General features: G+C 55.4%; 33 protein-coding genes. 14 read left to right on the top strand and 19 right to left on the bottom strand.

Annotated elements, in window-relative coordinates:
- Nucleotides 1–162: 162 nt before the first annotated feature.
- A complete protein-coding gene (locus GRAN_RS23505; protein WP_128915518.1) occupies nt 163–1,767 on the bottom strand; it encodes an ISL3 family transposase in 1,605 nt (534 codons plus the stop codon).
- A gap of 448 nt (nt 1,768–2,215) precedes the next feature.
- Complete coding sequence (locus GRAN_RS27180) at nt 2,216–2,449, bottom strand: cupin domain-containing protein (protein WP_421800883.1); 234 nt, start codon at nt 2,447–2,449, stop codon at nt 2,216–2,218.
- Between the two features lie 167 nt (nt 2,450–2,616).
- Between GRAN_RS27180 and GRAN_RS26800 the strand changes: the two genes are divergently transcribed.
- The 3 genes from GRAN_RS26800 to GRAN_RS23490 all read left to right on the top strand — a co-directional run bounded on the left by GRAN_RS26800 (nt 2,617) and on the right by GRAN_RS23490 (nt 4,339).
- Nucleotides 2,617–2,748, top strand: coding sequence for a hypothetical protein (locus GRAN_RS26800; protein WP_277751250.1), 132 nt, complete (start codon nt 2,617–2,619; stop codon nt 2,746–2,748).
- A 206-nt stretch (nt 2,749–2,954) separates the two neighbouring features.
- Nucleotides 2,955–3,548 carry a DUF4386 domain-containing protein gene (locus GRAN_RS23495; protein ID WP_128915517.1) on the top strand — a complete coding sequence of 198 codons (594 nt, stop codon included), beginning with the start codon at nt 2,955–2,957 and terminating at the stop codon, nt 3,546–3,548.
- Between the two features lie 125 nt (nt 3,549–3,673).
- The gene (locus GRAN_RS23490; protein WP_128915516.1) at nt 3,674–4,339 is read left to right on the top strand and encodes a DUF4386 domain-containing protein; all 666 of its coding nucleotides are present in this window, start codon (nt 3,674–3,676) and stop codon (nt 4,337–4,339) included.
- 417 nt (nt 4,340–4,756) lie between these two features.
- Here GRAN_RS23490 and GRAN_RS23485 read toward each other — a convergent pair whose 3' ends face one another.
- A complete protein-coding gene (locus GRAN_RS23485; protein ID WP_128915515.1) occupies nt 4,757–5,203 on the bottom strand; it encodes a MarR family winged helix-turn-helix transcriptional regulator in 447 nt (148 codons plus the stop codon).
- A gap of 52 nt (nt 5,204–5,255) precedes the next feature.
- Between GRAN_RS23485 and GRAN_RS23480 the strand changes: the two genes are divergently transcribed.
- The 4 genes from GRAN_RS23480 (at nt 5,256) to GRAN_RS23465 (ending at nt 8,851) form a co-directional block, all read left to right on the top strand.
- Nucleotides 5,256–5,672, top strand: a complete 417-nt coding sequence (locus GRAN_RS23480) for a VOC family protein (RefSeq protein ID WP_161571138.1) — start codon at nt 5,256–5,258, stop codon at nt 5,670–5,672.
- Nucleotides 5,669–6,076, top strand: coding sequence for a putative quinol monooxygenase (locus GRAN_RS23475; RefSeq protein WP_128915513.1), 408 nt, complete (start codon nt 5,669–5,671; stop codon nt 6,074–6,076). The genes GRAN_RS23480 and GRAN_RS23475 overlap by 4 nt, the downstream gene beginning before the upstream one ends.
- Before the next feature lie 136 nt (nt 6,077–6,212).
- A complete protein-coding gene (locus GRAN_RS23470; RefSeq protein WP_128915512.1) occupies nt 6,213–7,694 on the top strand; it encodes a hypothetical protein in 1,482 nt (493 codons plus the stop codon).
- A 32-nt stretch (nt 7,695–7,726) separates the two neighbouring features.
- On the top strand, nt 7,727–8,851 hold the full coding sequence (locus tag GRAN_RS23465) for a hypothetical protein (protein WP_128915511.1): 1,125 nt from the start codon (nt 7,727–7,729) through the stop codon (nt 8,849–8,851).
- Between the two features lie 177 nt (nt 8,852–9,028).
- Here the strand turns inward: GRAN_RS23465 and GRAN_RS23460 are convergent, their stop codons facing one another.
- The 3 genes from GRAN_RS23460 to GRAN_RS23450 all read right to left on the bottom strand — a co-directional run bounded on the left by GRAN_RS23460 (nt 9,029) and on the right by GRAN_RS23450 (nt 10,921).
- Entirely contained in the window at nt 9,029–9,802 is a 774-nt protein-coding gene (locus tag GRAN_RS23460) for a CPBP family intramembrane glutamic endopeptidase (protein ID WP_161571137.1), read from the bottom strand.
- Nucleotides 9,803–9,980: 178 nt separating this feature from the next.
- On the bottom strand, nt 9,981–10,373 hold the full coding sequence (locus GRAN_RS23455; protein ID WP_128915509.1) for a P-loop NTPase family protein: 393 nt from the start codon (nt 10,371–10,373) through the stop codon (nt 9,981–9,983).
- A complete protein-coding gene (locus GRAN_RS23450; RefSeq protein WP_479680606.1) occupies nt 10,370–10,921 on the bottom strand; it encodes a recombinase family protein in 552 nt (183 codons plus the stop codon). The genes GRAN_RS23455 and GRAN_RS23450 overlap by 4 nt, the downstream gene beginning before the upstream one ends.
- Nucleotides 10,922–11,169: 248 nt before the next feature.
- Between GRAN_RS23450 and GRAN_RS23445 the strand changes: the two genes are divergently transcribed.
- Nucleotides 11,170–12,279 carry an adenine-specific methyltransferase EcoRI family protein gene (locus GRAN_RS23445; RefSeq protein ID WP_128915507.1) on the top strand — a complete coding sequence of 370 codons (1,110 nt, stop codon included), beginning with the start codon at nt 11,170–11,172 and terminating at the stop codon, nt 12,277–12,279.
- Entirely contained in the window at nt 12,276–13,367 is a 1,092-nt protein-coding gene (locus tag GRAN_RS23440) for an HNH endonuclease family protein (RefSeq protein ID WP_128915506.1), read from the top strand. Before GRAN_RS23445 ends, GRAN_RS23440 begins: the two co-directional genes overlap by 4 nt.
- Nucleotides 13,368–13,430: 63 nt before the next feature.
- Here GRAN_RS23440 and GRAN_RS23435 read toward each other — a convergent pair whose 3' ends face one another.
- Genes GRAN_RS23435 through GRAN_RS23425 form a run of 3 tightly spaced genes read right to left on the bottom strand, consistent with a single transcriptional unit; the run spans nt 13,431 to nt 15,336 of the window.
- A complete protein-coding gene (locus tag GRAN_RS23435) occupies nt 13,431–14,279 on the bottom strand; it encodes an ImmA/IrrE family metallo-endopeptidase (RefSeq protein WP_128915505.1) in 849 nt (282 codons plus the stop codon).
- Between the two features lie 2 nt (nt 14,280–14,281).
- Nucleotides 14,282–14,734 (bottom strand): hypothetical protein, encoded by a 453-nt coding sequence (locus GRAN_RS23430; protein ID WP_128915504.1) that lies wholly within the window; start codon nt 14,732–14,734, stop codon nt 14,282–14,284.
- Nucleotides 14,731–15,336, bottom strand: a complete 606-nt coding sequence (locus tag GRAN_RS23425; RefSeq protein ID WP_128915503.1) for a hypothetical protein — start codon at nt 15,334–15,336, stop codon at nt 14,731–14,733. The genes GRAN_RS23430 and GRAN_RS23425 overlap by 4 nt, the downstream gene beginning before the upstream one ends.
- Nucleotides 15,337–15,503: 167 nt before the next feature.
- Between GRAN_RS23425 and GRAN_RS27175 the strand changes: the two genes are divergently transcribed.
- Together GRAN_RS27175 and GRAN_RS27170 are read left to right on the top strand one after the other, a co-directional pair.
- Nucleotides 15,504–15,860 (top strand): DUF3892 domain-containing protein, encoded by a 357-nt coding sequence (locus GRAN_RS27175; RefSeq protein WP_128915502.1) that lies wholly within the window; start codon nt 15,504–15,506, stop codon nt 15,858–15,860.
- A 128-nt stretch (nt 15,861–15,988) separates the two neighbouring features.
- Nucleotides 15,989–16,651 (top strand): SEC-C metal-binding domain-containing protein, encoded by a 663-nt coding sequence (locus GRAN_RS27170; RefSeq protein WP_421800882.1) that lies wholly within the window; start codon nt 15,989–15,991, stop codon nt 16,649–16,651.
- Nucleotides 16,652–16,686: 35 nt separating this feature from the next.
- Here GRAN_RS27170 and GRAN_RS23415 read toward each other — a convergent pair whose 3' ends face one another.
- Together GRAN_RS23415 and GRAN_RS23410 are read right to left on the bottom strand one after the other, a co-directional pair.
- Entirely contained in the window at nt 16,687–16,911 is a 225-nt protein-coding gene (locus tag GRAN_RS23415) for a hypothetical protein (protein WP_161571136.1), read from the bottom strand.
- Nucleotides 16,912–17,283: 372 nt separating this feature from the next.
- Nucleotides 17,284–17,484, bottom strand: coding sequence for a cold-shock protein (locus tag GRAN_RS23410; protein ID WP_128915500.1), 201 nt, complete (start codon nt 17,482–17,484; stop codon nt 17,284–17,286).
- A 394-nt stretch (nt 17,485–17,878) separates the two neighbouring features.
- Here GRAN_RS23410 and GRAN_RS23405 point away from each other — a divergent pair, with 394 nt between their 5' ends.
- The gene (locus GRAN_RS23405; protein WP_128915499.1) at nt 17,879–18,637 is read left to right on the top strand and encodes a hypothetical protein; all 759 of its coding nucleotides are present in this window, start codon (nt 17,879–17,881) and stop codon (nt 18,635–18,637) included.
- Nucleotides 18,638–18,651: 14 nt separating this feature from the next.
- Here the strand turns inward: GRAN_RS23405 and GRAN_RS23400 are convergent, their stop codons facing one another.
- Nucleotides 18,652–18,870, bottom strand: coding sequence for a hypothetical protein (locus GRAN_RS23400; protein WP_128915498.1), 219 nt, complete (start codon nt 18,868–18,870; stop codon nt 18,652–18,654).
- A gap of 184 nt (nt 18,871–19,054) precedes the next feature.
- Between GRAN_RS23400 and GRAN_RS23395 the strand changes: the two genes are divergently transcribed.
- Nucleotides 19,055–19,567 (top strand): YciE/YciF ferroxidase family protein, encoded by a 513-nt coding sequence (locus GRAN_RS23395; protein ID WP_128915497.1) that lies wholly within the window; start codon nt 19,055–19,057, stop codon nt 19,565–19,567.
- Between the two features lie 135 nt (nt 19,568–19,702).
- Here GRAN_RS23395 and GRAN_RS23390 read toward each other — a convergent pair whose 3' ends face one another.
- The 3 genes from GRAN_RS23390 to GRAN_RS27165 all read right to left on the bottom strand — a co-directional run bounded on the left by GRAN_RS23390 (nt 19,703) and on the right by GRAN_RS27165 (nt 21,184).
- On the bottom strand, nt 19,703–20,302 hold the full coding sequence (locus GRAN_RS23390) for a YciE/YciF ferroxidase family protein (RefSeq protein ID WP_128915496.1): 600 nt from the start codon (nt 20,300–20,302) through the stop codon (nt 19,703–19,705).
- A 186-nt stretch (nt 20,303–20,488) separates the two neighbouring features.
- Complete coding sequence (locus GRAN_RS23385; RefSeq protein WP_338323469.1) at nt 20,489–20,785, bottom strand: response regulator; 297 nt, start codon at nt 20,783–20,785, stop codon at nt 20,489–20,491.
- Nucleotides 20,786–21,010: 225 nt separating this feature from the next.
- A complete protein-coding gene (locus GRAN_RS27165) occupies nt 21,011–21,184 on the bottom strand; it encodes a DUF4113 domain-containing protein (protein ID WP_128915495.1) in 174 nt (57 codons plus the stop codon).
- Between the two features lie 21 nt (nt 21,185–21,205).
- Here GRAN_RS27165 and GRAN_RS23375 point away from each other — a divergent pair, with 21 nt between their 5' ends.
- Nucleotides 21,206–21,718 (top strand): ATP-binding protein, encoded by a 513-nt coding sequence (locus GRAN_RS23375; protein WP_128915494.1) that lies wholly within the window; start codon nt 21,206–21,208, stop codon nt 21,716–21,718.
- 97 nt (nt 21,719–21,815) lie between these two features.
- On the opposite strand, the gene GRAN_RS23370 is transcribed toward GRAN_RS23375, so the two are convergent.
- The 4 genes from GRAN_RS23370 to GRAN_RS23355 form a co-directional block, all read right to left on the bottom strand.
- Nucleotides 21,816–23,090 carry a Y-family DNA polymerase gene (locus GRAN_RS23370; RefSeq protein ID WP_128915493.1) on the bottom strand — a complete coding sequence of 425 codons (1,275 nt, stop codon included), beginning with the start codon at nt 23,088–23,090 and terminating at the stop codon, nt 21,816–21,818.
- A gap of 3 nt (nt 23,091–23,093) precedes the next feature.
- Nucleotides 23,094–23,318 (bottom strand): LexA family protein, encoded by a 225-nt coding sequence (locus GRAN_RS23365; RefSeq protein WP_277751252.1) that lies wholly within the window; start codon nt 23,316–23,318, stop codon nt 23,094–23,096.
- 166 nt (nt 23,319–23,484) lie between these two features.
- On the bottom strand, nt 23,485–24,516 hold the full coding sequence (locus tag GRAN_RS23360) for an IS110 family RNA-guided transposase (RefSeq protein ID WP_128915491.1): 1,032 nt from the start codon (nt 24,514–24,516) through the stop codon (nt 23,485–23,487).
- Nucleotides 24,517–25,001: 485 nt separating this feature from the next.
- Nucleotides 25,002–25,817 (bottom strand): hypothetical protein, encoded by an 816-nt coding sequence (locus GRAN_RS23355; protein WP_128915490.1) that lies wholly within the window; start codon nt 25,815–25,817, stop codon nt 25,002–25,004.
- Between the last annotated feature and the right edge of the window lie 12 nt (nt 25,818–25,829).

Raw genomic sequence — 25,829 nt, 5'->3', positions numbered from 1 at the left:
CCTGCTGCAGCGGACACCCACGCCCCGATTCCGCAGGCCGGGAAGAAGCATGGGCAGCACTAAACGCAGGCTATGGATTTGACGCGCAAGCGCTTGGAACGGGTTCATGCGCACATTTGGTGAAGGACGATCCAGTCTAAGCGGACACCTGCGCGGTGTGGTTTAGTGGGCGTGGAGGACGCGCAAGCGCAGCAGGTCGAATCCGGCACGACCATACATCTGGCGCTTGAGCATTTTGAGCCGGTGGACGTGACCTTCGACCGGACCATTACTCCAGGGCAGGCGAAGGGCAGCCATGACAGCGGCCTCGTCTCGTTGAACAGAGAGCGCGAAGCCGGCGAGTGCCGTGTGACGTGCCTGTTCCAGCCATCGCGGCCAGGCCGCGATGTCGCGCTTTCGAACGATGCGGAAGAACTCTCGGGCGGCCTGCGCGTTGGCGGCCAGTTCCGGCATCTGGCGGTAGAGATCGGCCAGCAGGAGTCGATGACGAGCGGGCTCGTTCAGGAGCAGCCATAGCCACTGGCTTGCGCTCGCTCGCCTCTGTCTCGGCCGTCGTTCGTATGTGCGACGGGACTGCAGGCCATAGCGGCGACGGATCCAGATCCGTACCAGGTCTAAGCCTCCCGTGAACCCTTGCTGACGTAGTTCTGTCCAGAGCTCCATTCCGGTGCGGCATCCTTCATCCCATCGCTGCTGGAGATAGGTAGAGAAGGTATCCACCTGGCGTGAGCGAGGGACATCCTGCCGCTCCGGAAACTGGCCTGCCAGGCGCCAGCGCAGGACGGTGCTGCGATCCAGGCCCAGTTCGCGTGCGATTTTGTTATCTGAATAGCCTTGATGCACGCGCTCCATCACTTCCAAGTAGCGTGCGTGACGCCGCTCGCGGTTGCGGCACCTGGCGTCGATCTTGGCTGGGGAGATAGGACCGGGACCTACCTTGAGCGATGGCTGGACGGTGACGGGTCTGGCAGGCTTCCGCTCTCGAACACTGGTCTGAGCCACTTGCTGAAGCACAGTATCCCAGTGGGCCAGGGATCTCCTGAGCGTCTCGCTGCAGCTTCGCAGCAGATGCCAGCGATCGGCAACTTGAATAGCCCGTGGAGCCGCCTGCCGCACGGCTTGGGAGTAGGCCGAATCGCGGTCGCGACTGACGATCTCAACGCCCGGATGAACGCGCAGCCAGTGCTCGACGGTTGTTCGTTCGCGGTCGGGCAAAAGATCCACGACGCCGCCACGCTCGAGGTCGCACAGGATCGTTCCATACCTTCGGCCCTTGCGCCAGGCCCAATCGTCGATGCCGAGGACACGGGGTGTAGTAGGGACGGCCAAACTCCGGCCTTGCCGCAGAACCCGAAGCAGCGTTGATCGATGAACAAGCAATCCCAGTTGGCGGGCCAGCCTTGCACCGGCAGCTCCTCCCAGTGCCATGGCAATCGAGTCCAGCGCTTGGCGGGAGCGGCAGGTTCGTCTCCCATAGCGGTTCACCGTCTGGGGCAGGGGCTCGACGAAGATGCGCTTGGGACAACCGTCGTCTGTACAAAAGAACCGTCGCGTCCGCAGCCGGATCATGACCGAGATGCCTTCCCACGGCAGATCTGCAATCGCACGGAGATAACGGCTGTGGACCCGCCGGGACACTGTTCCGCAGCTCGGGCAGGCCACTCCTGGGCGTGAGGCTCTTAGCATCATGAGCACACCGCTACTCGCGGTCGTCGTCAACGACTCCAGCGTCACTTCTTCTTGATCCGGTAACAGGGCTTGTCTCATCGGCTTGCGCCGCAAAGATCCCCAGAGCTACCTTCTTGTCTATACCCAAAAGCCTATCGGGGAAAGAATCACCAAATGTGCGCATGAACCTGGAACGAGCAAAGAGCGCTCGTCCCACAAACCCACAGCCTCGACGACGGGATAAATGTGAAGTTGCCGACAACCCGATTTTCGAGGCAGTACACTTCGCAGAGCAACCCCATAGGCGACTGACGGTCAAGCTGGTGCAGATGCAAGGCAGGCATCTTTGATCAAACCAGGAAATAGGCTGTCAACTCTCGTGCCAGAAGTTCTGGCGCGGTGTACATCGCGTCGTGCTGTTGACCGGCGAGTACCGCTTGCGGCACGAACGGTTCGGGTGGTAGCCAGGGCTGCAAACCCCGCGAGAAATTGACGCCGGTCCATATAGTCCTCTCTTTACCGATGAGCTAACGCCAGCCTGTTTCTGTTACGGATTGTGAGCACGCACCAGGAGTGGTTTACCCTTTTCGACGATATAGGTCGCTAGCTCGACGCCCGGGGTTGATCCGGGATTACGTGCCATGTGTACTTTCCCAGGAGGAACGAAGAGAACATCGCCGGTCTTGAGCGTGACAGGCTTTTCGCCTTCAAATTGAAACTCCAGCTCACCCTGGGGGACATAGACTAGCTCTTCTCCCGGATGGCTATGCCACGGCGCGATGGCCCCTGGCGAAATCTACACGTGTCTGGATTGCCTCGTGACCTTCGATGGAAAGATCGTGCCGTTGAAGGTCAGTCCGCGTTAAGCCGATGGGCGCAGATATCGAAAATGCTGCGGCTCCTGCTGCGAATGGAGCTAAGGCACAGATGGTCGTGAGAATTCGATTCATGATGGTCCTCGTTGCCAACAGTATGCTGGACCTTCGGTGGCATATCAAGCACAACCGGGAGTTGTCGGGGGTAATAGAGCAGCAGAATGCCGAAGAGGTTTTCCGCGGCATCATCGCCTATGACGGATAGGATCTTCATCCCACAATAAGATTCCACCGCATTTGCGAACGTGGAACGAGCCAAGGACGCTCGTTCCACAAAACCCACCGCCTCGACTCATATCGTTCAGCTGTCCCGAGCATTAACTTCGCGGGAACTCGCGCTCTCTCGATTCCGTATACGCTTTCAGCAACCAACCTGAAAATGCTCCGCGCGGGATCTCCTGAGAGGCAACGATGCAGTCTTCCAAAGAGGCAATCTGGGCTGATCCGCTGAGCCTGAAGCAAGCTGCTCTTGTCGCGGGGTTCACCTACCTGCTGAACCCGGTGACCTTCGCCGAAGCCTATGTCATGCCTCGGTTGATATCCGCAGATCCGGCTGAGACCGTTAAGAACCTGACCATTCACCCGCACCTGTTTTCGGCAGCGGTGCTGTCGTACGTCGTCAGCGCGATCGGCGACGTGGTCATGGCTTGGGCACTATACACATTGCTACGACCAGTCAATCGTGCTTTAGCGGTGCTCGGGTCTTTGCTGCAACTCGTGTATGCGGCGGTGTGGCTGGCTGCGATTGCGAACCTCGGACTGATTTACCGTTTCGTAGCCGTTCCCGATTATTCGCGGCATACCTCTGCAGCCGGCCTTCCACTACAGATTGCGGAACTACTCGGAGCCTACCGCTCCGGATCGGGGCTCTCGCTGATCCTCTTTGGCTTGCATCTCGTGCTGACCGGGTGGCTGATTGCTCGCTCGTCTTACCTTCCGCGATGGCTTGGCTGGCTGCTCTTCGTTGACGGTTGGGCGTGGGTCGTCGACAGCGTTTCCATCTAACTGTTCCCGGATGCAAACTTGCATTCCCTCAAAGCGGTCTTCGCGGCGGAGCTGATATTTATGGTTTGGCTACTCGGGTGGGGATGGCGCATACAGGACCCAGAGTTCTTGACTGAGGAGCGGCGATGACGCAACGTGCAGAAGGCAAATTGGCAGGTTATGCCTACCTCGCTTACATCGTCTTCGCGATGTCGGCCGCGGTTCTCTCCGGAAAGACCACTGCGGGAGCAGACACTTCGCAAATGCTGTCCACCCTGCGCCGCACGATCGCCATCGCTCAGGTCACCGTTCTTCTCGACCTGCTGCAGATTGTCTGTGCTGTGGTGTTGGCCGTGACCTTGTACCGGCTATCCCGGACGGTCGACGTAACCGTTGCATTGCTTGCGATGGCTTTCCGTTTCGGCGAAGGGCTCGCCGGCTTTGTGCCGCTCCTCGGCAAACTGGAACTGATGAAGCTGGCGACGGCCTGGAACCCATTGTGCGCAAGCAGCGCCGGGTGTCTCGCGATCGCGGGTGAGATTTTCAACCGGCCGGATGATCTTTTTGGTCAGTTTTGTTTTGTCGTAGGTGGCTTCCTTTTCGCCTACCTTCTACTCGCGGGACGGCTGATTCCTCGCTGGATGGCATGGACCGGTGTCGTTACGATAGGGCTGCAGCTGGTTTGTGTGCCTCTGTACGTGGCCACCCTTCTGCCGGGAAGAGTCGTGAACTGGCTTTGGTTTCCGATCCTGCTGTACGAGGTTCCTCTGGGAGTATGGCTGATCCGCAAGGGCGTAGGAGCAACAGCATGATTAGTAATGACAATCGCATCAGAGGAATAACGCTCACATCTGTTCAAGCCTAGACCGAACTTTTGTACTCACTGACCACCGTTTCAGAGCAGTACGCTGCCCCGGCCCTTTGGATTATTTCCAAAGAGCTGATTCCAGGAAGGGACCATCAGTGTGTCAGCAATCGATAGATGCAGCAGGAGGCACATAGATAGCGAATGATGGCTGATTATCGGTGTGTGCGTGGTCAGCGAGGTAGATCGAGTGACTGCCAAGCGGACCGATCGAAAGACTATCGCGATAGGATTTTGCAACTCGAATCGCTGAGATTACGGCTTCTGCCCTCACCTGTGCGTATACGTTCGTTTGTGCAAGCCGAAGAACGTCTTCGGTCGCCGCAGCACCCGAACTTCCGATATTGCGACTTGCCGAGACAAATCATTCACGTATCAGTTCGACCACATGTTGGAGCGTCTTAAGAGCAGCAGCAAGCCTCGTTTGTTCATCCACTCCCAAAAGCTGAAGCTGCTCACTCAGGAGGCGGACTCGTCGTGCGCGACCCTGTAGAAGCAGCTTCTTGCCCTTTGTTGTTGCAGCAATCCGAATGATCCTTCCATCTTTCGTATCTTTGGCTTTGACGACGAGTTGCTGCTCCTCTAAGGCGTTGACGATCCGCGTCATTGTTGGAGGTCGCACCTGTTCAGCTTCGGCCAAGTCGCCAAGAGTGATCGATCCGCTATAGACGATAACGGACAGAGCGGACAGGCGAGGCGCAGTCGAGCCACTGGAGTGGTCTGCTCGCCTGACAGCTCGCAACAGGCGTATAGCCGTTGAGTGAAGCTGCTCCGCGAGATGGTCGGAATCGTGTTCTTTCAACGTTGACATCTTCTCCGGTTCTCATCATAATTCATTAGCAATGCTAACGATTGGAGGGGCGATGGAAATAGAACTGGGAACAAACGCACCTGTGGTGCTTCAAGACGTTGCGCAGATCGCATTTACCGTTCTGAACTTGGAAGAAGCAAAAGTGTTTTACCGCGATGTGCTGGAACTGAAGTTTCTTTTCGACGCGGGAAAGATGTCGTTCTTTCAATGTGGTCCAGTACGACTCATGATCGGAGAAGGAGAACACTCTGCCGCGTCAGACGGCACCATCGTGTACTTTCGCGTTACGGACCTGACGGCTACCGCGCAAACCTTGGCATCTCGTGGTGTCCGCTTTGCCCAAGAGCCGCACCTGGTTGCAAGGATGAAGAGCCACGATCTTTGGATGGCCTTTCTCAAAGATCCCGCTGGCAACACGCTCGGGCTGATGAGCGAGATGGTCAGGACTGCCGAAAGGAGCAACAAATGATTTGTAATCGGACAATTCGATATCTGGTGCTCTTGGTCGGAGCGGCGTTGTCACTTCCCGCGTACTCTGGCGCGCAATCCTCGTCAACGCAGCCGGAAACCGTGCTCGCGACATTCAGGGTAAAGCCCGAGCAAGTGCCTGCTTTCCTCAAACTGATGCCTCAGTACTGGGCCGCGCTTCGTGCTCAGAACCTTGTTCTCGATGGACCACATGTTGTCATGCAGGGAGAGGAACGCGGAAAGCCGATCATTGTTGAACTTTTCAGATGGAAAGACCACGATGCACCGGAGCACGTTCCACCATCGATCCAGCGCTATTGGGATCAAATGAACCAAATGGTCGAGAGCAGGGATGGTCATGCCGGTATCGAATTTCCAGAAATGCAAATTCTCAAGCAGGATTAGTCCTGTGAACGCCGCTCACGCCAGTTTGCCCGTTCTGCCTCGATTCGCTAGCGTACGATTTTTGACGTTTGGTGTAGGGACCCCTTGTTGCAATACAACCAAAACTCTGACAACTTGATGGGGTCTAATAAACTGCATGCGGAAAAACAAGCCGATTTACGTTCTCGGAGTTCTCTGCACTTTGAGAGTTCTTTCGTTACTGTCCGGCGCCGTCTGTGCACAGAGCACAGCAAATGTGCAGCCGGTCCCTGCTCTCTGCATGCAGTGCCTCCGTGTTCGTGTTGGTCTTCCGCGTGTTGTGCGTGGCCCGGCGGCTGATATCGCCGACAATCGTTTTTCGGAGATTCAACTTCCGAACGGAGGCTATCGGGGATTTGATGCCCATGGCGATACTCGCGTTATCGATGGGCGTTATCCATGGGACATGGGTAGCCCTGAGCGAACCGTACTCTCTCCGGGCAAGCCCGGAACACACTACTCCTGCGGACAATGGATACAGCATGTGGAACCTGCCAGTAACGTAATCCTCGGCTTCGTTCACGATGAGACGACGTGCCGCTATCAGATCGGCCAGACCCACAAATCCATGTCACTTGCCACCTCGACCGACTATGGCCTGACCTGGAAAAACCTAGGACAGATCATCACTGGCACAGACGCCCCGGCTGTAGGTAAGAACACAGGCGAAGGTGATTGCACTACACTGAACGGTTTCGATAGCTACTACTATCTTTACTGTGGACGTCCCAGAGATGGCGCGGTGATTGTGGCCCGGGCTCCAGTTTCCAGCCCGGGGCCTGGCAACTGGAAGAAGTTCTTTCAAGGTAACTGGGATCAGCCTGGACTTGGCGGCGACGCGACATCCCTTGGCAGAGGTCTTGGCACAAGCGCCGCCCGCTGGACGACTAGCGGCGAGACGATGTTGCTAGGATGGGTCCGTGGCGGAATAGGACTTTTCTTCTCTGCCAATCACACCACCTTTACACCTATGCCCGAGCCGCTTTTGGATCTGGATCCTGGCATCTGGAAGCGCCCCGATCCATCCGAGGTCTATGCCTATCCCGTTGTGCTCGACGCCAAGACAGGCGGCAATCAACTATCGAACTCCTGGATGCTGGTCTATGCCTATTGGCCCCCTTATGAAGGAGCCGATAAGAAGTATCTTGTCTTTCGCGATGTGACCGTGTCGGTGTCGAGCAAACCTGTGACTCCGCAAGTCGGTGTGTTGTTAGCTCGTTGGTATGACGCAGCCCTGCGTGATCGCTGGTCTACCACGGCGGCCGTTCCCGGCAATTACATCGCTTACACACTCGAAAAAGAGTCCGGCTATCTGATGACGGTTGCCGATGCAGCCACACCTTCCGTCGAACTGGAAGATTGCGTCAGTCAGCGACCTGGGCATCCCGACCATCTGCTCGCAGAGAAAGGATTTTGCGAGGCTAACAACTATCAACGCCTGCGCACAGCGGGTTGGGTGTACGCGAAAGCGCAACCAGGAACGATCCCGCTTTACCGCTGCTACAACTCCAACGATCAGTCCCATTTCGCTTCCAATGAACCGGACTGCGAGAAGCTTGGAGCTTCGGAGCGATTACTTGGCTATGTCCTGGAGCAGTAAGCAAACTGACCGTTAAAATGGAGGAGAGATTCGTGCCTACAGGTAAACGATTTGATCTCTCAGTAGTTCTCTGCACCCTAACATCTCTTTCTTTGTTGTCCGGATTCGGCTCGGCCATTGCTCAGAACGTCGTCCGTGGCGTCAACTTTGTTCATCCCTTGCAATTCAGCGCAGCAGACCAGGATGCTGGCCTTGCTCACCTCAAATCCGCAGGCATCCGCGTCATCAGGTTTGGGATCGAAGAGGATCTGGATAAGAACATAGATTTTATGAAGCGGGCCTATGCCCAGAATATTGCGACTGTCCTGATCCTCCACGGAAAATATGCACCCCATGCTCCCGTGCGACTTTATCGTCCGAAGGATTTTCCGGGCATGTGGGAAGGTCCGCCGTTATCCTACCTCGATCCTGATCTTTCCCGGCAATATTTTCAGCAGGTGATGGATAAGCTCGACGCCAATGGAATTGTTCTCGCCGGGTTGGAATTAGAGAATGAGATCAATATGGCTGGAAATAACCCAGACTTCCGTTTGCCCGGCGAAGGCAGAGTCCTCGGTCTGAACGAACTCTATCACGATCCTGAAGGACAGCAAGTTGCCAAGGGCTACCTGCAATACCTAAAGGAGCTAACTGCGCTTAAGCAGGTCCGCGATCATTCAAAGCTCAGCCAGCACACGCCGCTGCTTCCCACAAGCCTGGTCGATATCGAGCAGGAAGGACCATGGCCAACGCCGAAGAATTATGACGGGGTCAGCGTAGGCGCGACCATTGCGTTCTTTCGTGCAAATGGCTTAGACAAACTGGTGGATGCCTACAACCTGCACACCTATCCTTGGGCAGATGGCCCGGGCGAGAAGACTTCTGCAGTCCATCGGCAGCGGCGCTTTCAGGGATTGGTCAAACCAGTATGCTCGCCGGGCAGCAAACCCTGCTGGATTACGGAATGGGGATTCGCCAACAACAGTAAAGCTTGTCCTTCGGATGAAAAAGCGCGCGGCCTGCTCGTGGAGGAAATGATGGGGGATTTCCGCCAACTCGCACAGGAAAAGAGGGTCACGGGGCTTTTGTATTATTCCTGGATCGGCGATCGGCCATATGATGTCTATCGCTGTGGTGCGTTGACCGAAAGTGGCCGACTTGCGATCGCGCCCATGTAGGGTCTCCATTGATCGCTCTTGAAGGTAGGGTCAGCTTCTTCTGGTCTCCATATGGGTGGTTAGAGTCAACGAGCGAGAGCAGGATAATGGGCGTTTCCAACTTAGACAGGGCTCGAAACGCGCATTGGCGATTCTCGCGCCAGTCGAAGCCTCCCTCCGAGAAGCGTGATTGTCTTTCTACCCGCTTAGCTCTCTGCAATGCCCTGACCGACCTAGCCATCCTCCCGTGCGCGAAAGCAAGACACCCGCCACCACCCAAACCACTACCGCCTCCATCCAATGCGACCACACTCCGGTCCAAGCCGCCCACACGTTCGATCCGACATGAAATACGGTGACAGCCCACAGACTGCCGCCGGTACGGTTGAAGATCCACGTCATGATCACGGATGTTGCCACTATCCGCAACGCCCACCACCCAAACGGAATCTGCACCATTCCGCTCCAGTCCGATAGGAAAAGCGGCACATGCCACCCCCCCCAAAAGACGCCGACAACCATCGCCGCCATCCACGGCTGCATGACAGTCTCAAGCCGTCGCAGCGCATATGCCCTCCAACCCACTTCCTCCCATACGTTTGCTCCGACCGCCATCGTCGTGACCCAAACAATTGGCCAACCTTGCACGCCACTTCGAGGATGCAAGCCCAGAAGGGCCCAGCTAAGTCCGTTTGTCGTCAGCAGTAGCCCAGCCGGGATGAGTGCGGCAGTCAGCAGCCAGCGCCAACCTACTCCTCGACGAAAGCTATCGAACGTCCTTCGGTCCACAATCCACGCTGCGATTGCGGGTCCAGCGGCTCCAAGCGCAGTCAGCCCAAGCCAAAGGACACTTTGGAATCCCGGCACACCCCACTGTCGGAGCAATGCCGGCATCCATCCACCCCAACTCAACGCGAAGGTCAGCGCGTAGAACCATCCTACTTCTCGGAGCACCCGTCCACGCCCTGGCATTTCCACTTCGTCCTCGCACAAGCACCTAACGTGGCCCATCACCGAAAGTCTTCACAAAGGGGAGCTGCGTCTCGTCTACTGTAGGTCTCGCCCCTCATACCGCACTCAACTGCCGCTAACAGTCAGTATGCAGTGACCGGCGCCGATGCGCCGACCGTGGGTTAGGCTGTGAGCGTCCTTACGGATGTTCACTCGAAAAATCAGAGGTAAACCGAATCTGGTCTTCCGTCACCATAAGACCAACATCGAAGATCGCCGAGAAACCGTGCTCCACGAGTGCTGTAGCCAGCATTCGACCGGCATGCGGTTCGAGCGGAGCATCGGCGTGATCCCCGCCGAAGACGACGACCGGGTATCCCGGCCCATCGCCTGCAGCTGAGGATCGTAAGCCCCACCAGGCCCCCGTCGGGTCGATCGTAGCAATTTGCTGTTTGTGTCGAAGCAGCTCCTCAGCCTGGACTGACGCCGTATAGCTTTTGCCACTGCGCTTGCGGGCCAGAATCGCCTGCGTCGACGTGACCAGTTCGATCGGAAGCGTGAAGCCGTCCTTCCCAATCAGCAGTCGCGTCACTTCCCCGCCCCTTCTATATATCTGTAAAGCGTTTGCCGGCTGACGCCGAACTCGCCTGCAAGCGCCGTCTTCGATTCGCCAGCTACGACGCGACGACGAAGTTCTTTAGCTTGCATCGGCGTGAGGGAGTGCTTGCGCCCGGTATAGGCGCCTTCGCGAAGCTTTGCCAGGGCGATCCCCTCTCGCTGACGCTCGCGGATTAGATCGCGTTCGAATTGGGCAAAAGCACCCATCACGCTCAGGAGCAAATGCGACATAGGAGAATCTTCACCCGTAAACGTAAGGTTCTCTTTCTCGAAGCGGACGTGGACGCCGCGCTCCGTCAGTCCAAGAACGATCTTTCGCAGATCATCCAGATTCCGGGCCAACCGGTCCATGGCGTGGCAGATGACGGTATCACCATCGCGCACGTACCCCATGAGCTGCTCGAGCTGTGGCCGATGCAGATCCTTGCCCGAGGCTTTATCGACGAAGCGCTTGTCGAGCTTTTGCCCCTCAAGCTGACGAAGCTCTTTTTGGTCCAATGAGCTGACACGAAGGTAGCCCACCAACTGACCAGCTCTCCGCTTCCCTTTTGTCGCGTTAGGTTCTAAGGCTCTGACCATCCTCTGTCACAATAGCAGGAATGGAACCCTTGTGAGACGCTAATCTGTCACACGAGCGGCGTAATGCTGGGCTATACCTCAACGAAGCAGTCCGACATTGCCTCGCTTCAGCAAGCACCGGCGATCTCCATGCACTCGACACATCCTGTCGCCAAAGTTGTTCCACTTGGTTCGCTTATACTGAGTCCTGAATGGCAGAGAAAATCAAGAATCGAAGTCTGAGCAAGGCTCGGGACGCCAAGCAGGATGAGTTCTACACTCAGCTTGGAGACATCAGCAACGAACTCAAGCACTACAGGTCGCAGCTACGCGGCAAGACAATCCTTTGCAACTGTGATGACCCGTTCGAAAGCAACTTCTTTAAATATTTCGCGCTCAACTTCAACGAGCTGGGCCTCAAGAAGCTAATCGTCACCAGCTATACAAAATCATCCATAGTTGGCGCTCATTTGCCGCTTTTCGATATAGAAGGCCTCAAGCCGGAAGGCCGCGAACCATACGCGATTGAGATTAACCAAGTCCCGGACCAGAATGGCGATGGAGCGATCGACTTGTCCGACGTGGAATACCTCCTCAAGAACGACGCTAATACGTCGCGCCCACTCAAAGGCGACGCCGCTTATGGCGGTGGCGATTTTCGAAGCGCCGAGTGCATAAAGCTCATGAAGAAGGCGGACATTATCATCACCAATCCGCCGTTCTCGTTGTTCCGCGAATTCCTGGCACAACTCATTCTCCTGGACAAGAAGTTTCTGATTGTCGGCAGTCAAAATGCGATCAGCTACGCGGAAGTCTTCAAACTGATCCAGGGGAACAGGCTTTGGCTAGGGAATAAAAGCGGAGACATGGCATTCCAGGTTCCCGATCACTATGAAGCGCGAGAAACACGGTATTGGGTGGATGGAGACGGCAAAAAATGGCGGAGCTTGGGTAATGCTTGTTGGTTTACCAACCTCGACTTGGCAAAGCGCCATGAAGAGATGGCCCTCTTTAAGAAATACAGCTCTGAGGCATATCCAACTTATGTAAATTACGATGCGATCGAGGTCGGAAAGGTGAGCGATATCCCAGAAGACTATGAAGGAGCCATGGGGGTCCCGATCACGTTTCTTGCGAAGTACAATCCCGATCAGTTCGAAATCATCGGCGCGAGCCACGCGCTTGGATCACCAATGCATCAGTTTGCAAAGAGAAATACCTACACCAAACGCGGCGGCGGAAGTTTCTATCTCCCCAATGGTGATGGCACCTATCGGTGCCTTTTTGACCGAATAGTTATTAGAAAGAAGGCCGCACGTTGAACATTCGTCTCAAGGGCATTCCCGTCCGTGAGTTGACCGACGGATACCAGGACAACGCTGAAGGTGGCGTGGTCGGCTACGGTGGTCTCCTAAACATTCGCCCGGCCTTCCAGCGCGAGTTCATATACAAAGAGAGCCAGCGGAATGAAGTTATCCACACCGTCAGGAAAGATTTTCCGCTCAATACGATGTACTGGGCTGTAGCAGGCGATGGATTCGAGCTTATGGATGGTCAACAGCGTACCGTAAGCATTTGCCAATACGTTATGGGTGACTATTCAGTCGAAATTGATGGCTCGCCAAGGTTCTTTAACAACCTGACGCCTGAGAAGAAAAAGCAGGTTCTCGACTACGAACTCTCCGTCTATGTGTGTGATGGAACGGAGGACGAAAAGCTTTCTTGGTTCAAGATCATCAACATTGCGGGCGAGAAACTGACCGATCAGGAATTGCGTAACGCAATTTACACGGGTCCCTGGCTCTCAGACGCGAAGAGGTGGTTTTCGCGCTCTGCGGGACCTGCCTACCAAATTGGTGAGAAGTATGTGAACGGGACCCCTCTACGCCAGGACTACTTAGAACAAGCGCTGGAGTGGATTTCTAAGGGCAAGATTGAGGGCTACATGAGCCTTCACCAGCTCGATTCCGACTCACAGGAGTTGTGGCAATATTTTCAGGAGGTGATCGCGTGGGTGAAGCGCATCTTCCCGACTTATCGAAAACTCATGAAGGGGCTTGACTGGGGAGCGTTCTACAACCGGCACAGGGGCGATAAGCTGAATGCGGCTTCGCTGGAGCAACGCATCATCGAGCTAATCAGCGACGACGAGGTGGACAATAAGAGGGGTATTTACGAGTACCTGCTGACGGGCAATGACAAAACGCTCAACTTGCGTGGGTTTGACCAGAAGACGCAGGTGACGATATACGAGAAGCAGAAAGGCATTTGTCCTGTCTGCAACAAATACTTCGAAATAGGCGGGATGGAAGCCGACCATATAGTCCCGTGGAGCAAGGGAGGCAAGACGGTGTCTGCAAATTGCCAAATGCTCTGCAAGCTCGACAACAGAACAAAGAGCGGTAAATAACAGTAAGGTACAGGGTTTTGATGGACTGGGTACGCAAGATCTTTCGAAATTTTTTATGGACCTCTATCTTGGCCATTTCGAGCGCCAAATAGTGAACCCCTCTGGTTCCAACTCGGGCAAAAGTTCATCTTCCTCCGTGGGGCGATCCTCAATCGGCCTGCGTACCCAAACAAGCGATAGGCATCCTTCGTAAAAAGGGACGGACTGCGACTGCTCAGAGACTACGGCTTCTTTTCGGAGCCAAGTGCTGCTGATCCAGCCCTCCGCAGGCACTTCTTCCATTTCGTCCGGAAGTGTATTGCCCTGAAAAGCACGAAAAGCTTGGGTGTCAAAGCCTACTTCGTTCCCAGGTCGGATGAAATGCGTGAATGTCGGGGACGGATGGAACCACCGGATCTGACGCTGCGTGCTCCAAACCACGGCGCATGCCTGTGGGGCAACATCGCAAAATTTGCGGGCTGCTGCCATCATGCTTGTGCCAAACGTTCTCGCAATGTCGCTTACGACTTGAAGGGACGGCCACCGTTTTGCGACACAGCCAACAACATCATTTGTCGGTAAAAGAAGTTCCGAAGCGAAGGTGTCAGCCTCAAGTTCCGCCCTCGGCTGATTGTCCCTCCAGCTTTCAATAACGAGAGGCGAGCAGGGCTTTTGCATGTCTGCATGCAGCAGATAATGCCCGATCTCATGGGCAATCGTAAAACGACGTCTGCCATCTTCTCGGAACCCTCTTCGAAGTAGAATTTTCCCGGCCCGCTTTCGCGAACTTCGAAGCAACGCGCCGTCAAACGACTTGGAATCAACTTCAAAGATTCTCAGCCTCAAGTCTCTTGCAAGCGCATCGAGGTCTATCCGAGGAGGCAGTTGCAGTTCTTTCCTCAGAGCCGCAGCAATCAATGCCTCCTCCGTCATACCTAGCGCTCGCTTTCGTTGTCGAGATCTTCCTGCTGTGCGCGCAAGAGCTCGTCATCGTCCGTCGCGTCCTCTTGCTTATTACGATAGGCAGGGGCATAAGCGAGAGGCTGTTGAAACAGACCGCCATTCTTGAGAGACGACAAGAAATCTTGCACACGCGACGCGGCCCGTTCGGAGCGGACGATTTGCTCTTCTTGAACTGTAAGCGGGCGCGTTTGCTTCAGCGCCTCACTCATTAGCGGTGGTGCATCATTGCCCATTGAGGAGTACTTCTGCGTGGCAACCTTACGAAGGCGTTGGAACACAGCTTGCTGAAGCTCACTTGGATCTATGCCAAGAGCCGTCATTTCAGACGAGAGAGCTGCCGGTGACACCTCAGAATTTCCAATGAGCGCGTCTATTTGGTCTAGTAGAGCACGATCCTGATCGGAGATCGTTTTCAGATTCTTCATACGGATGCCTTCAAGGTCGTTCTCAATAGCGTGTTCTTCGCAACAAAAGTGCGCAGGCGCTTCTTTCTGTTTTGGACGTCGCTTGGAGTGGTTCCAATAGCCTCCGCAATTTCTTTCGGAGTGAGCGCGTTCATGTCACAAACCGCGAACACCAGCTCAAATAGTTCGGGTTCGTCTTTCTCCAGCAGTTGATATAGATGCTGTTTGTAAATACTGTCCTCGACCGTTCCACCGACGTCATCCTTGGAGGCGAAATCATCCAAACCAACGAGCAGAGTACCGTCTTTTGACGCCGAACCTGAGATGGGCTCCACCTTCGAGACCGTTCTTACGGTTTTCAGGCGTTTCACATCCAGGATGTCCCGTTCCATGACACGACGGAGGCAGGCAAAGACCGCCTCTTCATCGCCTTCGCATGTGACTTGGCCATCAACAAACAAGAGGATCGTGTCGGCAGCAAAGTCCGTTGCTGACTTGCCAATCCCATCGATCACTCTCGTCTCAGCGTCGACAGCGAGAAAACGCAAAAAAAGACAGGCATGGATTGCCAATCTCTGGGCGAGACGGTTGTAGTCAACGGACTGGGTACCAGCAACATTCACGCGAGGCGACCTACGTATAAAGCGAACGAAAGTGAAGTTTTTCGCCGAGCATCGGCGAAAAGGGAGAGGCTCGCCCGCTTTATGTGTGAGGGCAAACCGGCAAGCCGGATGAACTGCCATACAGCGATGAACTATATGCAAATCTACAGCGAAAAGGACGGAAACAGATGATCTATCTAAACTGCATTAAACATGCTTCAAATGGAAGTATCGCCGAGGTTGGTGGCACCGATGGTGTCTCCGGAACGCAAAAACACTACACCGAGGAGCAAGCAATTGCAGCCATCATCGCTGGCGCTCTCCATTTCAAGGTCCGAGATGCGAGCGGACATGAGGCGGATGTTCGAGTTGCGCATCACGGTAATCACAAGTTCCTCGAAACACATCGTGATGGCGTGAAGTCCGATAACCTCGGTCGCCTGCCGGTGTGTCATCACCTGCCAACACCACCTCCACAGCCATACCGACCGGTCTCTGTCCACCGAGGACATGCCGTCAGCAAAGTGTGGAAGGGTAATCGGTGACACTTACAACCGACTATCCACAGTTCTCTCCAGTGGATGCGCCAGCAGATGGGCTGACCGCGGTCGCTTGGGGTGGCCTTCTAAGACCTTTTGAGAGCGATTCGCCAGCTCGCTCTATTCTGCGTGACATGGAAGCAGAGCGCCCTCTGTGGATATCTGAAGGCGTGATTCGACCATCCCAGGAACGAGGCACGCATTGGGCAGATCCGCTTCTCGTAAACATGAATGTCCGATGTGAGGTCATGCTCTGCATCCAGGACAATGCGATGCCCCGAGCCTACCTGCTGAAACCCCGCTTCCAGCCCTACTACTCAGATACAACAATTCATCCGCACCCACGCGGAGACCAAGCGATATTGCACAATGGTAGACCTCTACCGGGCCTATGTGTCTTTTCAAGCGCTGAGATGGTCTTCAGTGATGAGTATGATTTCTACACTCAATTTCTCGACCAGCTAACACAATATGTAGCCAAACACCTCATCTGGCTGCGAACGCGACGGCTTTGCCGAAAGTTCGCGGGCCAAACGATCGTTCTCTACCAGCCCAGGCCTGGCGAGCAAATCATTGAGCAGGCCCCGTACACTCATTGGGTGCAGCTTCCACAAGGGCCGGTCCAAGCGCAGGATTTCTGGTCCGGCTATTGGCCTGGAAAACCTGCGAAAGCGATGACTTCGGTAGAACACCTGTGGCAGATCAGCCCGACCCAGAGGTGTTGGTGTGGCTTGAATAAGGCTTACGGTGATTGCCACCGGCCCCTAGAACTCCAGCTCACCGGTGCAGTGACTTAGCGTCATGGAGTGCTCACCTAGACGGCTATCCATGACTAGGCTTCGACCATGAGGGCGACCGCCGCATATTTGACGCTGGGCGCTGGGAGCTTTCCAAACTCCTTCCTGACATCATTGCGAAACTGCCAACGAGCCGGTGCCAACAGACCGGATACGGCAACTTCTTCACTATCGAAATGATCGCTGGCGATGGGAGCAAAATCGAGTATGAAGTGTTTTTTCGCGTCTGGAAACCAGGCAGGGGGCGGATCTTCCTCCACGTAGAAAGCGCTTATGTGCGCGAGGCAAATTACGGAAGCAGCAGACCAAAAGGGATGGTTATCGACTTCTACGTCATTCTGCACAACACGCTGAATAATCGAGCAATCCACGTCTAAAACGCCAAAAACCCCAAACGGGGCTTTTGGGTGAATCTGCTCGGGCCTCTTGATTATCCCTCCACTGTGGAAGGGACCATTACTGGCGGGATCAGCGCCACGGCTTACGCCGCTCCGCTCATACGCTGACTCTTCAAGTATCGGCCTTATTTGACGGTTCCGTCAATAAGAAATCACTCGCGGACCTTCTCTTCAAAGTGTTATCAGCATAAATGGATATCGGCTTATCAGTTCATGCTGACAGGCGGATCAACGCTAGAGCGGCTGGATGTCTGCGGCTTGCCAGCCCTTGGGTCCCTTGACCACGTTGAACTGGACGGCCTGCCCCTCTTGAAGGCTCTTGAAGCCGCTGGAGACGATCGCTGAGTAATGAGCGAATACGTCCTCGCCATTCTGACGGCTGATGAAGCCAAACCCCTTGGCATCATTGAACCATTTCACTGTTCCCTGCTCCATGTCTTGTCCTTTGGTCGTTCAAATTACTGGCGAGATCGAGTTGAGGCCCGAACGTTTTGTACAGGGCCAACAGTTCTCTGCTTAGGTGAGGAAAGAATAGCATCGAGGCAAAGGAGCGGAAGTTGATTTCGCCCAGGCCGTGCGCCTATGAGGACCATCATCCGAATGAATTATCAAACCTAGCCGCCATCACGGTCGTCATTCTGAGCAAATCCGCACCATCCCTAGCTAATCACTTCCCTCTCAGATCGTTCAGGGGCACGGGGCGGGTCAGATGCGATCCTGGCTCGTATCGTACGATCCAACCGCCGCAGTCTCGCCAAACGCCGTTCGATGTGGCACCATAAAATCTCGCTCCTCGAAGACTTTCAGTTATCACCTGGAGCTTTTCGTCGTGCATAGCCTATCAGATACATTCCAGTTCGACACATTCGATGTTTGCGAGCGAACTCGCGCCACCACCGCGCTCCGCCTCCTCGGGCAGGCAAGCACCTCCATGGAAGAAGCCGCCAACGAGGTGGTCGAATACCTCTACCGCAGCTTCCAGACGCCCTTCGGAAAACCCGCCTGTGCACTCATCCGTTGCTTTAAGACCCACCGTCTTGGCGATCTTCCGGCCGACCTGCGTGAGGTGGCCCTCCGGCCTCTGGGGGGATCCCCATCGGACGAGGACGTGTTGTGCCTCACTCTGCTCGCAACCCGTGGCGACCAACCCGAATGGAATACTCGCTTCGGCTCTCGAGGTCATAAGGCTATCCCCCTAGCCTCCACGGCTATCCTGGCCCGCGCTCCCATGATTGCCCGCCTCGTTGTTCAGTTCGGCTTAGACCCTCACAGCTTTCTTAACCCCGAGCCCAATCCTAGCCGCTCCTCCACCCCTCAAACCCTCCGCGTGTTCCACGTAGAGGAGGCTCTCGACAGCGATTTCATTCCCGCACAGTCCAGCTTCGTCGTTCCCTTCGGCATTCATTCCGTGCTCGGTTTCGGAGGTCTCCTTCCCTCGGGGGACCTTTTCTGTATCCTCATGTTCTCCTGTGTTCACATCTCCCCCGAGACCGCGAACCTCTTCGAGCCCCTTGCTAGTGAAGTCAGGCGCGCCCTTCTCGGGCCAGCCCTGCGTCCGATCTTCTCAGGCAAGGCGCCGGTTGTTTGAGTGCGTAGGCCGTTTTAGGCCGGTCGCCAGTGATCCGGCTTCTTTTTGTCGTTCAGATAACGCACGCGAGCCACTACGGGAGAATGATGATGCGCTTTAGCCCAGGCGATAGCTTCCTCTTGCGTATTGAACGAGCCCAGCACGTTTTCGGTGTGATCCTCGACGACGTAACCTTCGATCGCCGAACCTTCTGGACGTCCTTTGGGACGCGCTTCCACGAACACATTGGCCATAAGAAATCCTCCAGGTTGTACATTCCTCGCAGTTCGATGCAACGGTCTTTACGAAGGTGTCCTCGCCGCTGCCGGGCCCACGGTGTCACGAAGCATTTGGGCGTTTTCGATACAACCTGACCCCGTTTTGTCACTTCTCAAGAGCAGGCACGAGCATGCCGAAAACTGAATGAGGTGAAACAAAATGGGACTCATTACCCCGAACGATTTTCAAAGCCTTCGCGAGCTTTATACGGCCCAACTCCGTTATCTTCTATCAACCGAAAAGCAGATCGTTAAAGGTCTGCCTGACATGATCGAACACGCTGATGATTTCCAGCTCAAGCAAGCATTTCAATCTCATCTTCAGGAATCAGAGGTTCACGTCTCACGGCTCGAAGACCTCATCGGGGATGTGAACGAGGGCGATGTGGATGACAAGAAGGACCCCATTCTCACCGCGATCGTCGGTTCCGGTGAAAACATCACCAAGGAAACTGATCCCGGTGCTGTTCGCGACGCCGGTTTGATCGCCACGGCTCAGAAAATTGAGCACTACGAGATAGCTTCGTACGGCAGCGCCCGCGACTGGGCCATCCAGCTTGGTCTTTCCAACCACGCGGCCACCTTGGAGAAGACCCTGGCAGAGGAGAAGCACGCCGACCATCTCCTTTCAGAGATTTCCCAACGGGCGAGCGCAGTCGCAGCTACCGTTTAGGCGACCAGCCGCGACGAAGGAAGACAGCCTGCTTCTCAAACCAAAAGCCTCCCGCCCTGTCCGGGGCGGGAGGCTTGTATGTTTATGAACGACTTCAGTCCTGCTGGATTCGTTCGCTAGAGACCTGCAGAGGGCTTATACCGCCGAGGGTTCAGGTTCACCGACGAGATCGGGTGCCGCTTTCGCCTCGTCTTCCTTGCTCTTCTTGGCGGAATACTTCTCCTTGCCCGACTTCGGTTCCTTCGGAGTCTCAGGCTCTTTGGCGCTCAGTTTCATAATCGGGGCGCCAGCAGCGGTGATCTTCTTGGCTGCGGCGAGTTCCTCTTTCAGATTTGAGTTCAAGAGTTTGACGATCTTCGGCAATCCCAGAGCCGTCGCCATCGAGATGCAGGCCTCATAACCTGCGATCTCGTAGTGCTCGGTGCGGAGCGCGGCTCCGATGAGCCCAGCTTCAAAAGAGGAGCCCTCTTCGTCCTTCTCCAGGGCGTCCTTGCCCTCTTCGATCACGCCTTCCATCCCGTTGCAGTGTTGGCCGGTCGGCTTCTCGCCCAGCTCAGCGAACACCTTTTTCAAACGCTCGACCTGGCCCTTGGTCTCGGCCAGATGTGCGGTGAAGATGGCCTTCAGCTTCGGGTTCTTCGAGCCCTTCGCGAGCTTTGGGAGTGCCTTCACCAGTTGGTTTTCAGCGCTGTACATATCGCGCAATTCGTCGATCAAAACTGTCTTCAATGCCATTGGTCTATCTCCATGATGTTAGAAGCCTTCTCATCATATGCTGACCACAAAGGACGGGTTGTCTCTCGCAACAACCGCCCGAGGAAGCGGTCAATCGGACCGAGCCTAGCTTTTCAGCGTTCGAATGGCATTTAGGAGATCAGTAGGGTGGACGGGCTTGGATAGGAGTGCGAAATCATGTCCTCCTTAGCGGGCCGAGGTAAGCAGGTCGGCAGTTGATGCTTGCCCCGAAAAGAGAAGAACCTTACAGGCGGGAGCTTTCTCTTTGAGCTGAATCGCAAGATCGATGCCGGAAAGTTGGGGCATAACGACATCCGAGATGAGGAGATCTGGACTCTTGTCATCGGCGGCGGCCAGCGCTTTGAGGGGGTTCGTAAAACCAACCGCGTCAAATCCGGTCTGTTTAAGAATCGCGGTGAGTGTCGTTGCAATCACCGTCTCATCGTCGACCACGAAAACCCTCACCTCTTTCCGGTCGTTCATCGTTCTCCTCGGATCAATCGTAAGTATATTGGTGGATTCTACGGCTGTTTGGGGCCAGTTTTCGAGCCTCTAGTCATGCACCCGGCCTTGATCTTTTCGTATTTTGCCTGAAGTTCATCGAGTTCGAGGTCGCTCAGATTCTAGTCTCGATGAACGACCGCTACACCGCCGCCTGTTGGGACGGACAAGCCCATCCGCATAAACGGATATTAGGATATCGTTTTATCAGTTTGAACGAACCCTCGGCAGTTCATCCCATCGCGTTGCCCATCGTGGCGACCGATGCTCTGCCCTGAGCTTCCAGGCAGCATTCTTGGGACCGGCACCGAGGATGCGGAGGTAGATCCTTGTGGACGCAATGCGAATCTCACTTCCCTTCCCTTTGTTTTTGCTACGCATCCAAGCGCAAGGAGAAGAGCAATGCCGACGGCGTTCGTAATTCTGACTGGCGCTTCTGGGGCGGGTAAAACTACCATCGCGCAGACCATCGGAGAATCGCACCCGGAAATTGCTGTTTATCAAGGGGACCGCATAGGCCTGCCCTCCGACGAAATCCTTGCAGGTTACGGTCCGATGGACGAACCTGGTGGACCCTTACAGAGAGGTTTCGCGCTCCATTGGCTCGGAGTGATTGCTCAAGAGCTGAAGGCCGGAAAAGCTGTACTTCTTGAGGCTCAATTGAGGATCAAATTCATTCACGAGGCGCTTACCTTACACGGCATCGAGAACGCTCGCATAATCTTAGTTGAGTGTTTAGATGCACGCCGCGATGACAGGCTCGTTGAGCGAGGACATCCCGAGCTGGTAAATGAGCAGATGCGGGGTTGGAGCCGCTACCTGCATCTCGAGGCCAAGGAGTTTGGGCACGAGATCCTGGATACAACCTCTCTCTCCATTGAACAGAGCACTTCCCATGTGCTCAGGTATTTTTAAGACACATAGTCGGAAGAAGAAAAACTATTGGTGATTCCTTCCTCCCCCTAAACCCTGACCAATCATCCGCATAAACGGATATCCATTTAGCCATTTATCAGTGTGACCGGACTCTTGGCAGTTCATCCCACCGCGTTGTCCACCGAGGCGAGCGATGCTCTGCCCTGAGCTTCCAGGCGGCACTCTTGGGACCGGCACCGAGGATACGGACGGTATCGCGCCCGAGGGTCGCGTTGAGCTTGTCCATCGCTTTCCAGGCCCGTTCCCTTCTCTCTCGGTCGAGATCGCCCCAGAGAGCCGGTTGCCGGATGGTTTCGGGCAGCAACTCGGTAATCATGATGCCTGTCTTTGAATAGCGGAAGCCGTCTCGCCAGAGTCTCTCGCCCAGGCGCACGGCCAGGGCGACCACTTCCCCGGTGTCGTTGGTCGTCTCTGCGAACCGTGCCGAGGCTCCATTCGAGTAGAACGGGTCATTATTGAAGTTGTTCGTGTGCATGAAGACGAAGATGTTGTCGGCGGCGACCTTGTAGCGCCGCATTTTCTCTGCTGCTCGTGTGGCGTAGCTTGCTATGGCCTCGCGCATCTCGCGCCTGGTTGTGACCGGAGCCCCGAAACTGCGGGTAACGGCAATTCCCTTTCTGGTCGGCTCCATTAGCTCCAGTGGCAGGCAGGAGATCCCGCGCAGCTCGTAGACGGTACGGCCCCCCATCACAGTCATCAGCGCCCGCGCATTGTCCGGGTCGAGAGCAGCGAGATCGGCAGCCGTCTGGACTCCTATCTTGGCGAGCTTCGCCGCCGACGCTGCACCGATCCCCCACACTTCATCGACCGGCACCGTCGAAAGCAGCTCTTCCCGCACTTGGCTGGAACGAAGATCGCAGACGCCGAGATACTGCGGACGTTTTTTTGCAATGAAATTGGCGACCTTGGCGAGCGTCTTGGTCGTGCCGATGCCGACGCACGTTGGGATACCTACCCAGCGACGAACGCGCTCGCGCAGCTCTCGCGCAAGAGGCTCCACTTCCCTTTCGCGGAACTCGCCCAGGTTCAGGAAGCTTTCATCAATCGAGTAGGTCTCTATAGTCGGAACCATCGAGAGCAGCGTATCCGTAACTCTTCCGGACAGGCTTCCGTACAAGGCATAGTTGCTGCTGAAGACTTTCACATTCTCGCGCTTGATGAGGTCGCGAATCTTGAACTCGGGATCTCCCATCTTTATCCCGAGGGCCTTTGCTTCCGCCGACCTTGCTACTGCGCAGCCATCGTTGTTTGAAAGCACGATGACGGGCACGCCTTCGAGGTCGGGCCGAAACACACGCTCGCAGGAGACATAAAAGTTGTTGCAGTCGATTATCCCGAAGACCTCTGTCATGACTCATCGCAGGGTGTGGATGGCGTGTTTCACAACGCCGAAGACGTGTAGGTCCTCGCCAATCGAGACGCGGATCGGCTGGTAGAGGTGATTGGCCGGATCGAGCCATATGCAGTCAGGTCCACGCCTTAAGCGTTTTACGGTGTACTCGCCATTTACGGCGACCACAACGATGCAGCCGTTATCGGGTGCTGCTGCTCGATCCACAACCAGGAGATCACCGTCCAGAATTCCGCTGCGTGCTTACCTTATAAACGTCACGGCCTTGATGGCCATTTCAGTGATCAGGTTTGAAGCACGCCGTTGTGACTGTTCTTTCGTCTTTGCTGTTCGCTGCAGACTTCGAGGAAGAGTGGGTTAGAGTTGGACGCGATGAGCGTTCAACTGCAAACTGTTAGGAAACGAGCAGGCGACCACCAGGCCTGAACTCCTCGCCGGTTGACAGTACCGCCCAGACAATGCGTGCCAGCTTGTTGGCCGTGGCGGTAACGACAACGTTGAAGGGTGCTCTTGTCTGAAGGGCATCCATCCATGGGCCAAAAGACGACCGTTCTCGCTTCATGCGTACGACAGCAGCTCTCGCACCGTGGATGAGGATCTTGCGCAGGTATGGGTTGCCGCGTTTACTGATCCCAAGCAGCCGGGCCTTGCCTCCCGTAGAGTACTGCCGGGGCACCAGGCCGAGCCAAGATGCAAAGTCTCGCCCCTTCCGGAAAGCAGCACCGTTGCCGATCGAAGCGACAACTGCGGTGGCGATCAGCGGCCCGATCCCCGGAATCTTGCGCAACCTCTCGCAGGCCGGGTCTGAGGCGGCGATCTGCTCGACTTCCGTGTTCATCACGGTAATCTGTTGATCAAGCTCCTTCCACTCACTCCAAAGAAGACTGACGAGGCTCCGCATGCGAGGGGTTAGGTTAGCTTCTGCGTTTTCGAGGATCTCGGGCATCGCAATCTTGAGCTTGGCCGGCATCTTGGCAAACGTCATCCCGCGCTCGAGTAGGAAGGCTCGCAGCTGATTGATCACTGCCGTGCGCCTCGCAATCAACCGATCTCTCACCCGATGCAGCGCCTGCAGATCGAGCTGATCGTCCGTCTTGATCGGAACAAAGCGCATGTTCTTCCGATCGACCGCCTCTGCAATGGCTTCCGCATCCAGGAAGTCGTTCTTGTTGGCCTTCACAAATGGCTTCACGAACTGGGCCGGGATCAGCTTCACATCATGACCTTGCGACCGCAACACTCGTCCCAGGAAGTGCGCTCCGGAGCAAGCTTCCATCCCGATCAAAGTGGTCTGTAGGTTCGCCGTGAACGTGATGAGTTGCTTCTGGTTGAACTTTTTCCGGATCAGCACCTTGCCATCAATACCGAGTGCCACAAGGTGAAAGTTCGTCTTGCCAAGATCAATCCCTATCGAGTGAATCTGCATGTCGATGATCCTCCTCAGTTAAATCTGCCAAAGATCGTTCTTCCCCCCAGAGAGAATCTAGCGGCGGACCATCTCATTAACGACCGTTTCACTCAGTACGCTGTTCCCTGCCCCTGTGGATTATGACCCAATGGACTGTTTCTTCGTTTCTTCCCGCAGTTCATCGTTGGCTCCCAATTGCCGACACGCAGGAAGTATTGCGCATCACGACCGTCATCTTCTCGGGGCGAGGCGCCCCCAAACTCCATTGAAACTGACGTTGAAGCTCCGCACTGCTGATTGTCGACAGCAGTAAACGTTTAGTGGGGATGTCGTACTTCAGATCAAGTATCCACCGGGCCGGTCAGCTGTATCGAGGATATGGAAAAGAGCCCCATGGGAATGGCGTTGCCACTTACTTTTCCGGAATGCACCGAGCCATAATCAGCTGCGCCGCGCGCTCGCCTTGATCAAGGGACGTAAGAGGCATTGAAGTTTAGCAGCGCTTAAATCTCAACCTTGTGGATGAAGCGTAGCGTGAAGACACACAAGACGACGGCAAAGCCGAGATGCAGGGTAATGTTCAGGACTGAGGGTAAAGTGAAGCTGCCCGGCAAGAGTAGAAGCACGGAAGCTACAGGTTTAGAAAACATAATCAACGCCGGAATGAAGTAGATAAGTGAGGTGCTGAAGGAAGCACACGATCTGATCGCCGCGTTATTACTAAAGATGAGCCAGCGTTTAGCATGAAAGAGCGAAACAATGCATATGCCGAGTGAAAAGCCAGCGAGGTAACGTGCCCCCATGTGTAATGAGGCAAGCAGGGGGATAAGGCCTGGATGCGCTCCACTCAGAGCTACATAGGGCGGGATGATCTGGGCAATAGCGACAAGATGATCCAGCACGGGAGCATGCACGAGCGCGAGCCAACCAATGGTGATGAGCACGATTAATGCCGGAATGCAGCAGAGGCCTGCCGTTGCTAGGAGCCATGGAGCGAGGAACACACTCGAACGGCTTTTCGGACGCGTGAGCAAAAAGCGTGCTCGGGCGGTATCCGGTGGAAGATTAGTGACACCGATGCTAGAACTGCCTCCGAGGATAAGGGCAGCGAGAACTTCCATTACAAACAATGAGCCAAGCAGAAGATGGGTGTCGGCCGGGGTGACCCTGCGGTGAGATGCGGTATGCCAGAGGACGCTAAGATCCCAGAAGCTTCCTGCAGATGTGCTGAGTATGCCAAAGAGTGCGCATGCAAGGCAGACGACGGCTGCCACCAGAAACGGTTTGTAAGCGGGAAGCAGAAATGGAGAAATCCGCATGGAAGGCCTCGA

Origin of the sequence: Granulicella sibirica (assembly GCF_004115155.1) — a bacterium.
Classification (GTDB): domain Bacteria; phylum Acidobacteriota; class Terriglobia; order Terriglobales; family Acidobacteriaceae; genus Edaphobacter; species Edaphobacter sibiricus.
Note: the sequence above shows the minus strand (reverse complement) of the source record. Positions and strands in the feature narration are given on the sequence as shown.

Coding starts and splice junctions, on each gene's coding strand:
- GRAN_RS23505 (WP_128915518.1), bottom strand. CDS start 1,767: ATGAGACAAGCCCTGTTACCGGATCAAGAAGAAGTGACGCTGGAGTCG.
- GRAN_RS26800 (WP_277751250.1), top strand. CDS start 2,617: ATGATGGTCCTCGTTGCCAACAGTATGCTGGACCTTCGGTGGCATATC.
- GRAN_RS23495 (WP_128915517.1), top strand. CDS start 2,955: ATGCAGTCTTCCAAAGAGGCAATCTGGGCTGATCCGCTGAGCCTGAAG.
- GRAN_RS23490 (WP_128915516.1), top strand. CDS start 3,674: ATGACGCAACGTGCAGAAGGCAAATTGGCAGGTTATGCCTACCTCGCT.
- GRAN_RS23485 (WP_128915515.1), bottom strand. CDS start 5,203: ATGTCAACGTTGAAAGAACACGATTCCGACCATCTCGCGGAGCAGCTT.
- GRAN_RS23480 (WP_161571138.1), top strand. CDS start 5,256: ATGGAAATAGAACTGGGAACAAACGCACCTGTGGTGCTTCAAGACGTT.
- GRAN_RS23475 (WP_128915513.1), top strand. CDS start 5,669: ATGATTTGTAATCGGACAATTCGATATCTGGTGCTCTTGGTCGGAGCG.
- GRAN_RS23470 (WP_128915512.1), top strand. CDS start 6,213: ATGCGGAAAAACAAGCCGATTTACGTTCTCGGAGTTCTCTGCACTTTG.
- GRAN_RS23460 (WP_161571137.1), bottom strand. CDS start 9,802: ATGCCAGGGCGTGGACGGGTGCTCCGAGAAGTAGGATGGTTCTACGCG.
- GRAN_RS23445 (WP_128915507.1), top strand. CDS start 11,170: ATGGCAGAGAAAATCAAGAATCGAAGTCTGAGCAAGGCTCGGGACGCC.
- GRAN_RS23435 (WP_128915505.1), bottom strand. CDS start 14,279: ATGACGGAGGAGGCATTGATTGCTGCGGCTCTGAGGAAAGAACTGCAA.
- GRAN_RS23430 (WP_128915504.1), bottom strand. CDS start 14,734: ATGAAGAATCTGAAAACGATCTCCGATCAGGATCGTGCTCTACTAGAC.
- GRAN_RS27175 (WP_128915502.1), top strand. CDS start 15,504: ATGATCTATCTAAACTGCATTAAACATGCTTCAAATGGAAGTATCGCC.
- GRAN_RS27170 (WP_421800882.1), top strand. CDS start 15,989: ATGGAAGCAGAGCGCCCTCTGTGGATATCTGAAGGCGTGATTCGACCA.
- GRAN_RS23410 (WP_128915500.1), bottom strand. CDS start 17,484: ATGGAGCAGGGAACAGTGAAATGGTTCAATGATGCCAAGGGGTTTGGC.
- GRAN_RS23400 (WP_128915498.1), bottom strand. CDS start 18,870: ATGGCCAATGTGTTCGTGGAAGCGCGTCCCAAAGGACGTCCAGAAGGT.
- GRAN_RS23395 (WP_128915497.1), top strand. CDS start 19,055: ATGGGACTCATTACCCCGAACGATTTTCAAAGCCTTCGCGAGCTTTAT.
- GRAN_RS23390 (WP_128915496.1), bottom strand. CDS start 20,302: ATGGCATTGAAGACAGTTTTGATCGACGAATTGCGCGATATGTACAGC.
- GRAN_RS23385 (WP_338323469.1), bottom strand. CDS start 20,785: ATGAACGACCGGAAAGAGGTGAGGGTTTTCGTGGTCGACGATGAGACG.
- GRAN_RS27165 (WP_128915495.1), bottom strand. CDS start 21,184: ATGCGTAGCAAAAACAAAGGGAAGGGAAGTGAGATTCGCATTGCGTCC.
- GRAN_RS23375 (WP_128915494.1), top strand. CDS start 21,206: ATGCCGACGGCGTTCGTAATTCTGACTGGCGCTTCTGGGGCGGGTAAA.
- GRAN_RS23370 (WP_128915493.1), bottom strand. CDS start 23,090: ATGACAGAGGTCTTCGGGATAATCGACTGCAACAACTTTTATGTCTCC.
- GRAN_RS23360 (WP_128915491.1), bottom strand. CDS start 24,516: ATGCAGATTCACTCGATAGGGATTGATCTTGGCAAGACGAACTTTCAC.
- GRAN_RS23355 (WP_128915490.1), bottom strand. CDS start 25,817: ATGCGGATTTCTCCATTTCTGCTTCCCGCTTACAAACCGTTTCTGGTG.